At 70.5% G+C, this 13,037-nt stretch carries 13 protein-coding genes; 3 read left to right on the top strand and 10 right to left on the bottom strand.

Annotated features, from left to right (window positions below; all coding sequences use genetic code 11):
* Positions 1 to 18: 18 nt before the first annotated feature.
* From MKK58_RS07180 to MKK58_RS07150, 7 genes are all read right to left on the bottom strand, one after another.
* A complete protein-coding gene (locus MKK58_RS07180) occupies positions 19 to 1,458 on the bottom strand; it encodes a YcjX family protein (protein ID WP_243911409.1) in 1,440 nt (479 codons plus the stop codon).
* Between the two features lie 126 nt (positions 1,459 to 1,584).
* On the bottom strand, positions 1,585 to 2,835 hold the full coding sequence (locus MKK58_RS07175) for a hypothetical protein (RefSeq protein WP_243911493.1): 1,251 nt from the start codon (positions 2,833 to 2,835) through the stop codon (positions 1,585 to 1,587).
* Positions 2,836 to 2,936: 101 nt separating this feature from the next.
* Entirely contained in the window at positions 2,937 to 3,452 is a 516-nt protein-coding gene (locus MKK58_RS07170) for a SixA phosphatase family protein (protein ID WP_243911408.1), read from the bottom strand.
* Between the two features lie 43 nt (positions 3,453 to 3,495).
* On the bottom strand, positions 3,496 to 4,476 hold the full coding sequence (locus MKK58_RS07165) for an aldo/keto reductase (protein ID WP_243911407.1): 981 nt from the start codon (positions 4,474 to 4,476) through the stop codon (positions 3,496 to 3,498).
* A gap of 83 nt (positions 4,477 to 4,559) precedes the next feature.
* Positions 4,560 to 5,411 carry an AAA family ATPase gene (locus MKK58_RS07160; protein ID WP_243911406.1) on the bottom strand — a complete coding sequence of 284 codons (852 nt, stop codon included), beginning with the start codon at positions 5,409 to 5,411 and terminating at the stop codon, positions 4,560 to 4,562.
* 112 nt (positions 5,412 to 5,523) lie between these two features.
* Entirely contained in the window at positions 5,524 to 6,174 is a 651-nt protein-coding gene (locus MKK58_RS07155; protein ID WP_243911405.1) for a hypothetical protein, read from the bottom strand.
* Positions 6,171 to 7,424 carry an ATPase gene (locus tag MKK58_RS07150; protein ID WP_243911404.1) on the bottom strand — a complete coding sequence of 418 codons (1,254 nt, stop codon included), beginning with the start codon at positions 7,422 to 7,424 and terminating at the stop codon, positions 6,171 to 6,173. The genes MKK58_RS07155 and MKK58_RS07150 overlap by 4 nt, the downstream gene beginning before the upstream one ends.
* Positions 7,425 to 7,684: 260 nt before the next feature.
* Between MKK58_RS07150 and MKK58_RS07145 the strand changes: the two genes are divergently transcribed.
* Positions 7,685 to 9,541, top strand: coding sequence for a cation:proton antiporter (locus MKK58_RS07145; protein ID WP_243911403.1), 1,857 nt, complete (start codon positions 7,685 to 7,687; stop codon positions 9,539 to 9,541).
* 33 nt (positions 9,542 to 9,574) lie between these two features.
* On the opposite strand, the gene MKK58_RS07140 is transcribed toward MKK58_RS07145, so the two are convergent.
* The gene (locus MKK58_RS07140; protein WP_243911402.1) at positions 9,575 to 10,093 is read right to left on the bottom strand and encodes a hypothetical protein; all 519 of its coding nucleotides are present in this window, start codon (positions 10,091 to 10,093) and stop codon (positions 9,575 to 9,577) included.
* 249 nt (positions 10,094 to 10,342) lie between these two features.
* Here MKK58_RS07140 and MKK58_RS07135 point away from each other — a divergent pair, with 249 nt between their 5' ends.
* Positions 10,343 to 11,518, top strand: a complete 1,176-nt coding sequence (locus MKK58_RS07135) for a vWA domain-containing protein (protein WP_243911401.1) — start codon at positions 10,343 to 10,345, stop codon at positions 11,516 to 11,518.
* A gap of 35 nt (positions 11,519 to 11,553) precedes the next feature.
* A complete protein-coding gene (locus tag MKK58_RS07130; protein ID WP_243911400.1) occupies positions 11,554 to 12,006 on the top strand; it encodes a bleomycin resistance protein in 453 nt (150 codons plus the stop codon).
* Here the strand turns inward: MKK58_RS07130 and MKK58_RS07125 are convergent.
* Together MKK58_RS07125 and MKK58_RS07120 are read right to left on the bottom strand one after the other, a co-directional pair.
* Complete coding sequence (locus MKK58_RS07125) at positions 11,981 to 12,301, bottom strand: 2Fe-2S iron-sulfur cluster-binding protein (RefSeq protein WP_243911399.1); 321 nt, start codon at positions 12,299 to 12,301, stop codon at positions 11,981 to 11,983. The two genes, MKK58_RS07130 and MKK58_RS07125, sit on opposite strands and share 26 nt — an antisense overlap.
* 178 nt (positions 12,302 to 12,479) lie before the next feature.
* Positions 12,480 to 12,833 (bottom strand): Hpt domain-containing protein, encoded by a 354-nt coding sequence (locus tag MKK58_RS07120; RefSeq protein WP_243911492.1) that lies wholly within the window; start codon positions 12,831 to 12,833, stop codon positions 12,480 to 12,482.
* Positions 12,834 to 13,037: the final 204 nt, after the last annotated feature.

Genomic DNA, 13,037 nt, shown 5'->3' with positions numbered 1-13,037 from the left:
AGACCTTCCTCTCGGACATCAGGCGAGCTTGTCGCCGATGAGGAACTGCATGGCGCGGTCGAGGCGGATCTGCGGCAGGTCGCCGGGGCGGCCCAGCGCGTCGGGCTTCACCACGGGCGGCCGGAAGCGCGGGAAGCGCAAGGACCCCGGCGGCACGGCGCCCTCCAGCACCGCCTCCGGCTTCGGCGGCAACTCGCCGGGGAAGATCGCGGCCTCGCTCAGGCCGTCGAAGACCTCGTCGCCGACGCTCTCGCCCGCCTCCGGCGTGCCCGAGACCGCGCGCAGGATCGCGTCGCCGTCATGAATCGTGGTCTCGCGCGTCGCCCGCACGGAGGCGAGCGCCACGGTGCCGACGCGGGCGCCGGCGGCCTCCGTGCGCCGCATGGCCCGCGAGACCAGCAGGCGCAGGAGTGCATCGAGGCGGTCGTGGCTGGTCTGGTGCAGATGGTCGGCCTTGGTGGCGGCGAACAGGATGCGCTCGGCACGCGGCGCGAACAAGCGCGACAGCAGGGTGTTGCGCCCGATCCGGAAGCTGAGGAGCACGGAATCCAACGCCTCCTCGAGTTCCGCCAGGGCGGCGGGTCCGGCATCCACGGCGGCCAGCACGTCCACGAGGACGATCTGGCGGTCGACCCGCTGGAAGTGGTTGCGGAAGAACGGCTCCACCACCTTCGCCTTGTAGGCTTCGAAGCGCCGCTCCATCAGCCCGGCGAGGCTGTTCGGGGCCAGGGTTTCGGGCAGGTTGTCGAGGGGCGCGAAGGTGAGCGCCGGGGAGCCCGCGAGGTCCCCCGGCATCAGGAAGCGGCCCGGCGGCGTCGTGGCGACCGATTCCGGGCCCGCCCGCAGAGCCGACAGGTAGGTCTTGAACGCGGTGCTGGCGTGCTCGGCCACCACCTCGTCCAGCGGTCCCTGCGGGTCGAGGGTCTTCAGGGTTTCGAGCCAGGGCGCCGCCATGGCGCCGCGCCCGCTGCGCCGCGTGCCCGCGATCGTGGCCCGCGACCAGGCCGTGTAGGTCTGGTCGATCAGGGCGAGGTCCAGGAGCCATTCGCCGGGGTAATCGACCACGTCGAGCATCAGCGTGGCGGGACCCGAGCGCCAGGACCCCGCGCGCTCGTACTCGATGGCGAGGCGGAACTGGCTGATCCGATCGGTGGAGCGGGGCCAGCGCCGCTGCTCCGTCAGGGCCGCGTAATGCTCCTCGTAGGGGAAGCGCGGGATGTCGTCGTCGGGCTGCGGTACCAGCCGGGCGCGGCGCAGCCGGCCTTCATGCGCTGGGGCGAAGGCCGGAAGCGCGTGCGCCTCGACGAGGTGGTGGATCAGCGCGGTGGTGAACACCGTCTTGCCCGAGCGGGCGAGGCCGGTGACGCCCAGGCGCAGGGTCGGCTGGATCAGGAGGTCGCTCGACGCCTCGGCGAAGGCCTTGACCGCGGAACCGGCGCGCGCGGCGAAGCTGTTCATGGCAACCTGTCGATCGGGCGGAGGAAGGGTCACGCGGCACACGGGCCGCGCGGGTGGCGCTGAAGTGGCGCGGGTCGAGCGCAACCGCAAGACTACGCCGACGAGGCCCAAGGTGCAGGCGAAGGGTCAGGGTGTCGGCTCCGGCGCACCGCCCGCCGCCAGGGTCGTGGCGTCGAGGCGCGCGATCGCGGCCTCGACCAGGGCGGGCGCGGCGCGCAGGCTCCCCAGTTCGACGCTCGACATGGCGCGCATGACGGGCGCCAGATTGGCAAGCGGACGACCGGCGGGGTCGAACAATCGGAGGTCGTCCTCCATCTTCGCCCCGACGCTGCCGGCGATGCGGCCGGCGTAGTTGCGGATGCGCGTCTCGTCGTTGGCGCAGAGGGGCGCGGGCACGCTGAGGTCGAGGAGCTTCAGGCCCGGCAGACCGGCGGCGATCGCGGGCAGCGCGGCCGATTCCGCCGCGAAACGGTCCGCGAGGCTCGGCGCCTGTCGGGTCCGCGCGGCGGATGGCTTCGGCGCCGGGTTGCCGAGCACCGCCCCCGGATCGACGAGGAGCACCGACGGCTTGGCGATCACCGTCGAGGGCTTCACCAGCAGTTCCGAGGGCCGCACCAGCAGGGCGCCCTTCGGCGGGGCGGAGGCCGGGACGGCGGCGGGTTTCGACGCGGCATCGGGTTTCGGCGCGGCGCTGGCGACGCGGGCCGGTGGCCGGCGCGCACCCATCCGGGCCAGGGGCGACCAGGGCTGGACGCGCAAGGGGCCGCCCAGGGCCGCGAGGGCGGCGCGGGGAACGCCACCGCGCGGATTGCGGGCGAGGAACCGGGCCCGCAGGGTCCGGCCGATCCCCCGCGGCGCGAGGTCCGCCGACACCTTCGGTGAAGGGCCGCGCACGGCGAGGGGCGCAGCGCCGACCCTGCATTCCGCCGGGGCCCAGCGCCGGACGATGGCGAGCGCGGTGCGCCGGCCCAAGGCACCGTAGTAGCGCCGCAGGAGCTGGGCCGCTGCATCGGCGCCGTCGGCGGCGGTGGCAAAACCCGTATGGCCCTCGGCATCGCCGCCGAGCTCGCCGTTCCAGCGCGCCCGCTTGATGCACCAATAATTGTTCAGCTTCACGCAGCGGGCGACGAAGCCCGGTTCGGTCTGCGCGTAGCGCGCCACCAGGGCGAGGGAGGCGGGGCGCAGGTTCTCGCCCGTCTCGATGCGCCAGTTCGAGACCGCGCGGGCCTCCGGCTGGAAGACCGGGAACGGGGCGGGCGCCGCCGTCACGCCGGGCAGGGCCGCGCGAAGCTGCGCGATGTCCGGCCCGATCCGCCGAACCCCGTCTTCGAGGCGGGGCAGCAGCGACGTGAGAACGAGGAGCGTGGTCAGGAGCACGGGATCTGCGAAGCTTGCCGGGAGCCCAGGCAACGGCCGGGCTCCGCGAAGGGTTCAATCCGCGGCCGACGGGCGCGACCGTCACGCGGGTTCGGCCGGATCTATTCCGCCTCCAGATCCTTGGGCGCCACGAACCGCTCCAGGCGTCCGCTCCCCGCCTTCAGCGCGTCCCAGCTGTCCGCCTCGAAGTCGATGACCGCGATCGCCGCCGTGGGAAACTCGTAGCCGAGGCGCTTGCGCCCGGGCTTGTCCCCGGCACCTACGAGATACAGCGCGAGGTCCTGCAGGCCCGGATTGTGGCCGATCATCAGCAGGCTCGCCGCCGCCTTCGGCGCCCCCCGTGCCACCGCCAGCAGAGCCGTCTCGGGGGCCTCGTAGATCGACGACACGATCTCGGGCTGGGGACCGTTCAGGGCGGGCTGCACCCCTTCCCAGGTCTGGCGGGTGCGCAGGGCCGGCGAGACCACGACCGCATCCGCGCGCAGGTCCTCGGCCGCCAGGTAGGCGCCCACGCGCGGCGCATCCCGCTGGCCGCGCGCGTTCAGGGGGCGGTCGAGGTCGCTCACGCCCGGCGGGCGGTCGGACTTGGCGTGACGCAGGAGGATCAGGCGGCGCATACGGAACGGAACCTTGCGGATGTGACGAGCACGCGGCCCGGTTTCAGGCGAAACCGACGACCGGGTGCGGGGTATAGGGGGCTTCGAGGGTCCGCATCTCGTCGATGGTCAGGGCGAGGTTCAGGGCCGCGACGGCGTCGGTGAGGTGCTGGGGCTTCGAGGCACCGATGATCGGCGCCGTGACGGACGCCTTCTGCAGCACCCAGGCCAGGGCGACCTGGGCGCGCGGCACGCCCCGCGCGGCGGCGATGGCCGAGACCTGGCCGACGATGGCCCGGTCGGCGGCCTCGGCGGAGGCGTAGAGGTGCCGGCCGACCTCGTCGCTGTCCTGGCGGGCGCTGCGCACGTCCCAGTCGCGGGTCAGGCGCCCGCGCGCCAGGGGACTCCAGGGCAGCACGGCGATGTCCTGGTCGATGCAGAGGGGCAGCATCTCGCGCTCCTCCTCGCGGTGGAGCAGGTTGTAATGGTCCTGCATCGTCGCGAACCGGGTCCAGCCGTGGCGGTCGGCGGTGAAGAGCGCCTTGGCGAACTGCCAGGCGAACATCGAGGAGGCGCCGATGTAGCGTGCCTTGCCGGCCTTCACCACGTCGTGCAGCGCTTCCAGGGTCACCTCGATCGGCGTGCCGTAATCCCAGCGGTGGATCTGGAACAGGTCGACGTAATCGGTGCCGAGGCGCTTCAGGCTGGCGTCGATCGAGGCGAAGATGGCCTTGCGCGAGAGGCCGCCGGCATTGGGCTGGCTCTTCAAGGGGAAGTAGCACTTCGTCGCCAGCACGATCGCGTCGCGGTCGGCGAAGTCGCGGAGCGCCCGGCCGACGATCTCCTCGCTGGTCCCGTCCGAGTAGGCGTTGGCCGTGTCGAAGAAGTTGATGCCGAGGTCGAGGGCCTGGCGGATCAGCGCGCGGCTCTCCTCCTCGCGCAGGGTCCAGGGATGGGGCCCGCGCTCGGGCACGCCGTAGGTCATGCAGCCGAGGCAGAGGGGCGAGATGTCGAGGCCGGTGCGGCCCAGTTTCTTCGTGATCATCGGACGATCCGCTCGGAGTGACGATGCGCGGGCGACCCGTCCTATCTGGTCCCCCGCGGATGCGGGGCCAGGGGCGAACCGCCTCAGCCTCCACGCTGCTCGCGGCGCATCATGAAGGCGAGCTTCTCGAACAGGCTCACATCCTGCTCGTTCTTCAGGAGGGCGCCGTGCAGCGGCGGGATGAGCTTGCGGCCGTCGCGCTCGCGCAGGGTCTCGGGCGCCACATCCTCCGAGACCAGAAGCTTGAGCCAGTCGAGGAGTTCGGAGGTCGAGGGCTTCTTCTTCAGGCCGGGCACCTCGCGGGTCTCCAGGAAGACCCGCAGGGCCTCCTCGACGAGACGGTGCTTGATGCCGGGGTAATGCACCTCGACGATGGCCTTCAGGGTCTCGGCGTCCGGGAACTTGATGTAGTGGAAGAAGCAGCGGCGTAGGAACGCGTCCGGCAATTCCTTCTCGTTGTTCGAGGTGATGATGACGATGGGGCGCCGCGCGGCCTTCACCGTCTCGCCGGTCTCGTAGACGTGGAACTCCATCCGGTCGAGTTCGGTCAGGAGGTCGTTCGGGAACTCGATGTCGGCCTTGTCGATCTCGTCGATGAGCAGCACGGGCCGCTCGGGCGCCGTGAAGGCCTCCCAGAGCTTGCCGCGTCGGATGTAGTGCCCGATCTCCGACACGCGCGGGTCGCCGAGCTGGCTGTCGCGCAGGCGCGAGACCGCGTCGTACTCGTACAAGCCCTGCTGTGCCTTGGTGGTCGACTTGACGTTCCAGGTCAGGAGCGGCGCGCCGAGGCCCTTGGCGATCTCCTCGGCGAGCACGGTCTTGCCGGTCCCGGGCTCGCCCTTCACCAGGAGGGGCCGCTCCAGCACGATGGCGGCGTTCACGGCCGTGGTCAGGTCGGAGGTCGCGACGTAATCGGCGGTGCCGGTGAAGCGCATGCAGGGGCTCGCGGGGTTCGTCAAACAGGGCTGTGGGGTTAAGCCGCCCCCTGCCCGCCCGCAAGGCAGCGGCCGGGACGGCTCCTGCGCGGACCGGCCCGGTCGGCCTCGGTCAGAGCGTCTTCCCGTCGTGCCAGACGCAGTTCGAGGCGAGAATCCCGAGGTTCACGTCGGATTTCTGCGGCTGTGGCAGCGTCTTGCCGTCCATGGCGAGGTCGATCTTGATCTCGACCTGCCCCTTCTGTTCGTTCTGACGGCGCGAGAAGTAGCAGTATTGCTGGAAGGGCTGGTCCTCGTTCGCCCGGAAGTTCCAGCCGGTGACGATCTGGCCGTCCATGTAGGGCACCTGCTTGAACACCGTGAAGGTGGTGTTCACCGGGGCCTTCGAGGCCGGTGCAGCGTCGTTGCCGAGCTGCGCCTTGGTCGGGGTCGGCGCGGAGGCGGCCTTCGGCACCGTGCCCTCCAGCTTGAGCACGTTGTCCGTCAGGGTGACCTCGCCCTTGGTCTTCAGGGTGACGTCGGAGAGGGCACGCTGCATGGCGGCGGCGATCTTCTCGGCCGCCGAGTCGAACTGGTTCATGTAGGCGTAGCCGTAGGAGGCGGCCCCGATGCCGATCCCCGCGAGCAGCGTGAAGGCGCCCGCTCCGAGGGCGCGGAACAGGAAGGCCCGCGCGGAGACGATGCGCGCCTCCGCCCGCAGGCGCCCATTGACGTTCTGCGCAAGGACGACGTTCTCGGGCGTACCCGGCGCGTGGATGCTCATGCGCCGCCTCCGGCGCTGGCGGTCTGGGCCGGGGGACGACCGATCGGGATGACCGCGCCGCTCGGCGCCGGGGCCGGCGCGGGCGCCACCACCGGAGCCTGTGCCGGATTCGGGGCCTGCGCCGGGCTCGGCGCCGTCTCATCCGGCGCGGGCCGGACCTGCCCGAGGGCCATCTCCTGGCGCAGGGCGCCGGTGATCGAATCCAGCATATAGGGCGTGGCGGCGAGGTCGACGGTGGCGCCGAGGTCGTCCTCGTCCATGAAGGTCTTGCGCACCGAGACGGCGCAGAGGGCAAGGATCGTCGAGGCGAAGGCGGCACAGAGGGCCGGCACGAACACGAAGATGCGCAGGAAGGCGTGGACCTGGGCCTCGTTCACGTCGATCGGGTCGACGCCGTAGACCATGGCTGTGAAGGAGTGCAGCTGCGAGCGGTTGACGGAATTGCGATAGGTCTGCTCGGCATCCGCGACCTTGCGCTCGGCGGCCCCCCGGTCGAGTTCGCCGCGCGCCTTGCGGGCCTCCTCCAGGAGCTTCGTCACGGCGCCCCGGTCCGTCCCCGCCTTGGCGACGCTGGCGTTCAGGGTCGCGGTGCGCGGGTCGGTCACGCACTTCATGTTGGAGTAGCGCTGGCCCCGGCTGTTGGTGCCATAGACGCGCTCGCAGCGCTGCGGCGGCAGGCCGGCGAGCTGGCTTGCGTTCTCGGCCGCGCGCTTCTCGATCTGGTCGAGTTCGGTCGTGTACTGGGCGACCCGGGCGTCGGCGGCGGCGATGCGGTTGTCGATGGTGGCGCGGTCGGCCTGCGCGTCCTTCAGGGCGGTCTTGGCCTTGGCGGCATCCATCAGACGGGGATGGAACATCATCTCGCCGAGCTGCGAGACGGACTTCGTGGTCACGCCGGCCGCGAAGATGATGCCGACGATCGCCAGCATGCGGATGAAGTAGGAGCGCTGCGTCCGGGCCAGGATGCCGAGCGGCACGCGGCACAGCTCCACCGCCGCGTAGACCAGCGGCGCGAGCAGCATGAAGTAGAAGGCCTTGGAATCGCCGTCGCTGTAAACCCCGGCGAACAGCCAGGCGCCCCAGAGCGAGGCGCCGATGACCATGAATTCGACCAGGTAGGCGATGCCCACGTAGCCCCACTTGATGCGGTAGCCCTTCTCGACGTGCCGTTCATGGGTCCAGCGCTCGGATTCCCGGCGCCATTCGCGGGCTTCTCGCTGCACGTCCCGGCTGGGGGGCGTCTTTCGCATGGGGCACTCGTGTCTCGATACGCGACGAAGCGCGCTTAACCGTCCGTTAAGGGGTCGCTTATGCGCGTATTGTGCCGTTTTTGCGCCGCATCGGGCGTGCTGACCAGCACGGCGTCCCCACCGAAAGGTCGCAGCCGGCGATTTTCCCCGTCCGATGTGTCTGCGTGGTTGCGCCGGGGCGCCGCCAGCGCCCATGGTCGGGAGCGCGGAACGCGGCGAGGCAGGCCCCCGCGATCCGCTCCAGGAGACCCCACGCACCGATGAACGACCTTCACGCCGGCTCCTACAAGGAAGCGATCCTGTTCCTGGTCACCGCTGGCGTGGTGGTGCCGCTGTTCCATCGCCTGCGCATCTCGCCGGTGCTCGGCTTCATCGGCGCGGGTGCCCTGCTGGGGCCGTTCGGGCTCGGCCGGTTCGCCGAGACGCACCAATGGGTCTCCACCTTCACCATCGCGAACCGGGCCGAGATCGCGCATCTGGCCGAGTTCGGCGTGATCTTCCTGATGTTCATGATCGGGGTCGAGCTGTCCTGGGAGCGCCTGCGCACCCTGCGCCGCCTCGTCTTCGGCCTCGGCTCGATCCAGGTGCTGGCCTCCTCGGCGATCATCGGCGGCATCCTGATGGCCCTCTCGGTGCCGATGGCCGCCGCCATCATCGTCGGCCTCGGCCTCGCGCTGTCCTCGACCGCCATCGTGCTGCCGGTGCTGGCCGATCAGAAGCGCCTCAACACGCCGGCCGGCCGCGCCAGCTTCGCGGTCCTGCTGTTCCAGGACCTCGCGGTGGCACCCGTGCTCTTCGCCATCGCGGTGCTGGGGCGCAACGACGGCGGCAACATGGGCGCCGCCCTCGCGCTCGCCCTGGGCCAGGCGGTGGTGGCGGTCGTCGTCATCGTGGTGGTGGGCCGCCTCGCCCTGCGGCCGCTGTTCCAGCTCGTCGCCCGCACGCGCTCGCCCGAGCTCTTCATGGCGGCCTGCCTCCTCGTCATCATCGGCACCTCGGTCACGGCCGCCGCCGCCGGCCTCTCGATGACCCTCGGCGCCTTCGTCGCCGGGCTCCTGCTCGCCGAGACCGAGTATCGCCGCGCCATCGAGGCCACGATCGACCCGTTCAAGGGTCTGCTGCTCGGGGTGTTCTTCGTCTCGGTCGGCATGAACCTCGATCCGGCGCACCTGATGTCGGCCCCCGGCGCCGTGCTCGGCCTCGCCCTGGCCCTCATGCTCATCAAGGGCGCGGTGATCTTCGTCGCCGCGCGCGTCATGCGGCTCTCGAAGGCGGTGGCGGTCGAGGCGGGCCTGTTGCTGGGCCCCGGCGGCGAGTTCGCCTTCGTGCTGATCGGCGGGGCGCTGGCGGGCGGCCTCGTGCCGGAAGAGGTGGGCCAGGCCGCCCTCATCGTCACCACCGTCACCATGATCGCGATTCCCGCCCTCGCGGTGCTCGCCCGGCGGCTGGGCCGGCGCCTGTCCGCGAAGCAGCTCGGACGCGCCCGGGCCGAGCCGATCCCCGACCGGCAACAGAACCGCGTCATCATCGCGGGCTACGGCCGGGTCGGGCGGCTCGTCGGCGAGATGCTGGCGCGCCACAAGATCCCCTATCTCGCCCTCGACGCCGACGCGGCCCGCGTCTCCGAGCATCGGCGCCTCGGCAACCCGGTCTATTTCGGCGATTCGGCCAATCCCGAACTCCTGCGGCGCTGCGACATCGCCAATGCGCGCGCCCTCGTGGTCACCCTCGACACGCCGCGCGCCGTCGAGGCCGTGGTGGAGGCCGCCCGGGCCGAGCGGCGCGACATCACCATCGTGGCCCGCGCCCGCGATGCCCGGCATGCCTCGGCGCTCTACGAGATGGGAGTGGACGACGCCGTGCCGGAAACCATCGAGGCGTCGCTCCAACTCTCGGAGGCCGTCCTGGTGGATGTCGGCGTTCCGATGGGCCTCGTGATCGCGTCGATCCACGAGCGCCGGGACGAGTACCGGGCGATGCTGCGCCGGAAGGAGACCGAGGTCCGACCCGCCTTCCGGGCCCGCCGCACGGTGGGCAAGGGGACGGAGGCCAAGGCCACGGAAGGGCGCGAGGCCGTCCCCAAGGACGACGCCAAGCCGGCGATCAAGAGCGCCTGAACGGCCGGTGGCACCGGCCCCGGAGTGGGCGGATCAGAGCAGGCGCCCCTGTCCCCGCGCGGGCATGACGGGTTTCGGCACTGCGCCGGACGCGGATGCCTTGGGCGCGCCCGCGGGTTTGGAGGGCGGTGCCTTCGGGTGGGGCCGGATCGCGTCGGGAGGCTTGGCCGCGCGGGGCCGGGCGCGCCGGGCCGGCGGGTGGAGCGCCGGGTCCGTGCCCGGCGCATAGCTGCAGCGGTAGACGATCTCGTCCGGCGGGCCGAGGCCGGTATCGAGGGGGATCGCCACGGTGTCGTCCTGGAAGCGCCACTTGCGCGTGCCCTTGTCCCAATAGAGCCAGACCGTCGTCGGATGCCCCTGGATCGCGAAGATCGCGGCCTTCTTCGACACGGCCCGGATCGTGCGGGGCTCGTACATGCCCTTGGCGCGGTAGGCGTCGGCGAAAGCGGCGGGCTGGCGATCGATGAAGGTGTTGCGCACCACCTGAATCGTCGCGCCCGGCTCTGAGAGGAACCGTTTGAAATCGCTCAGCGAGCGCAGCACGGGCGCCATGACGCTCACTCCAACTCTACCCGAAGACCATGCGCCCTGACATCTTGTCCTGACCTGCACGCGACTGTGCGAGGACAATGTTCGATTCCGATGACAAGTCCCGCTGTCGGGAATGTCACGGGCAAGGGGATATCAACAGGAATCCCGGGTTATACCCAGTTTAACGTATGTGAGTCGGCCATATTCCGTGCCGTTGACAGCGCGGCGGGCGGACTTGACCCGGGCTTCGGCTTCCCGCGTTGTCGCCCCATGCTGCTCCAGTTCTTCACCGCCCTGCGCGAGGCCAAGGTCCCCGTCACCCTTCGGGAATTCCTGACGCTGCTGGGCGCCCTCGAGCGCGATCTGGCCGACAAGCGCGTCGAGGAATTCTATCTGCTGGCCCGCACTGCCCTGGTGAAGGACGAGCGCAATCTCGACCGGTTCGACCGGGTCTTCGGCACCGTGTTCAAAGGCATCGAGTCCTTGAGCGAGGCGATGGCGCCGGCGGCGATCCCCGAGGAATGGCTTCGCAAGCTCGCGGAGAAGTACCTCACCGACGCCGAGAAGGCGGAGATGCAGGCGCTCGGCTGGGACAAGCTGTTCGAGACCCTCAAGCAGCGTCTCGCCGAGCAGCGCGAGCGCCACCAGGGCGGCAGCAAGTGGATCGGCACCGGCGGAACCTCCCCGTTCGGCGCCTACGGCTACAATCCGGAGGGCATTCGGATCGGTCAGGACGGCAACCGCAACTTCCGCGCGGTGAAGGTCTGGGACAGGCGCGACTTCAAGGACCTCGACGACACCGTCGAACTCGGCACCCGCAACATGCGGGTCGCCCTGCGCCGCCTGCGCCGCTTCGCCCGCACGGGTGCCGCCGACGAACTCGACCTCGACGGCACCATCCGCGAGACGGCGGCCAAGGGCTATCTCGACGTGAAGCTGCGGCCGGAGCGGCGCAATGCCGTGAAGGTGCTGCTGTTCCTCGATGTGGGCGGCTCGATGGACTGGCACGTGGCGCTCGCCGAGGAGCTGTTCTCCGCCGCCCGCTCGGAGTTCAAGCACTTCGAGCACTTCTACTTCCACAACTGCCCCTACGAGCGGGTCTGGCGGGAGAACCGCCGCCGGCACGACGAGACCCTGCCGCTCCTCGACGTGCTGCGCACCTACCCGCCGGACTACCGCGTGGTGTTCGTGGGCGACGCTTCCATGAGCCCCTACGAGATCGCCATGGCGGGCGGCTCCGTGGAGCACTGGAACGAGGAACCGGGCGAGGTCTGGCTGAACCGCATCCTCGAGCGCTTTCCGAAGGCGGTCTGGCTCAACCCGGTGCCGGCGGAGCATTGGGCCTACACACAGTCGATCGGCATGGTCCGCCGCCTGATGGGCGAGCGGATGTTTCCGCTCAATCTCGAGGGCATCGACGGGGCCATGCGGGCCCTCGTCCGCTGAGGTGCACCCGAGGGCACGGCAGACACGGAGCGTTCATGCCGGATCGATTGCCGCAGGGCGGGTTCGCTCCCCTCGTTCCCGAACTCGACGTGTGCGATCTCGCCCGCAGCCTCGCCTTTTGGTGCGACGGGCTCGGCTTCGCACGCGCCTATGAGCGACCCGAGAACGGCTTCGCCTATCTCGAGCGCGAGGGCGCGCAGGTGGTGCTGAACGCGATCAACGGGAACTGGGTCACCGCGCCCCCGACACCGCCGTTCGGACGCGGCATCAATCTCCAGATCGCGGTGCGCTCGACCGCGCCGATCCTGGCGCGGCTCGTCACGCTGGAATGGCCATTGTTCCGGCCCTTGCACGAGGCCTGCTACCGGGTTGGCGAGGCCGAAGTCGGGTGCCGGCAGTTTCTCGTGCAGGATCCGGACGGGTACCTGCTTCGCTCCAGAGAGAGCCTCGGCCTGCGCCCGCTCAACCCTGCCGTGCGGGGGTCGTGACGCTGAGGCCGTCGAGTTCGGGGGTGATGCGGATCTGGCAGCACAGGCGCGAGGTCGCCCTCACGTCGGAGGCGAAGTCGAGCATGTCCTTCTCCATGTCCTCGGCGGGCCCGACGATCGCGGCCCATTCGCCATCCACGTAGACGTGACAGGTCGCGCAGGCGCAGGCGCCCCCGCACTCGGCATCGATGCCCGGCACGTTGTTGCGGATCGCCGCTTCCATCACGGTCGATCCCACGTCGCCCTCCACGGTCCTGGCCGTTCCGGTATGGTCGACGTAGGTAATCTTGGGCATCGTGGGCTCCGGGCTCGGACAACGCGTAGATGGCCGGTTGTGCAGCGCGAGACTGCCTTGAAGGGGCAGGCCTGCGAAAGCAAGCGCGCTTGCCGACCGGGTGACGATTCATGCCCTTACGCCGGAGCGGCGACGCTGTTCCATCGCCCCGCCGCGACGCGACGTCCGGCCCCCGGACTCAGACCGGTGCGGCCAGCACCGCGAGGGTGTCGGTCACGGCGCGGACCAGGGCCTCCTCCGCACCTCCCTCGGCTCCGGCGCGCAGGGTTTCGGCGCGCAAGGCATCCTCGATCCCGGCCGCGATCTGAGCGATCCGCGTCGCCCCGACGCCTAGGGCCGAGCCCTTGAGGGTGTGGGCGAGATCGGCGCGTTCGGAAGCCGGGCGGTCGTGCCCCACGATCCCGGGCAGGAGGGTGCGGCATTGCCCGGCGAACAGGCCCAGCAACTCCCGCGCGAGTTCGGCATCACCGAAGGTCTGGCGGTCCAGGTGCGCGCGGTCCAGGAGCACGGCACCGTCACCCTTCCCCAGCATCGAGTCCCGCAAGATCGTCTCCCCGCTCGCGGCGGCCGTCCCGTCTATCCACAGCGGAGGCGCCGCGCCATTCGCTTCCGCTTAAGCGTTGAGGCATCATGCAGAAAGAGGACGGCGCGGTCCGAGCCCTCGGCTTGGTAACCATTCCGTTAAGGTTTTTTGGGCGCAGCGGCGGGCTCGGGTATCCGGGCTCCGTGCCGATGT

Origin of the sequence: Methylobacterium sp. J-078, assembly GCF_022829285.1 — a bacterium.
In the GTDB taxonomy this organism is placed as follows: domain Bacteria; phylum Pseudomonadota; class Alphaproteobacteria; order Rhizobiales; family Beijerinckiaceae; genus Methylobacterium.
The sequence above is the reverse complement of the archived record's forward strand: the minus strand, read 5'-3'. Positions and strand labels throughout refer to the sequence as shown.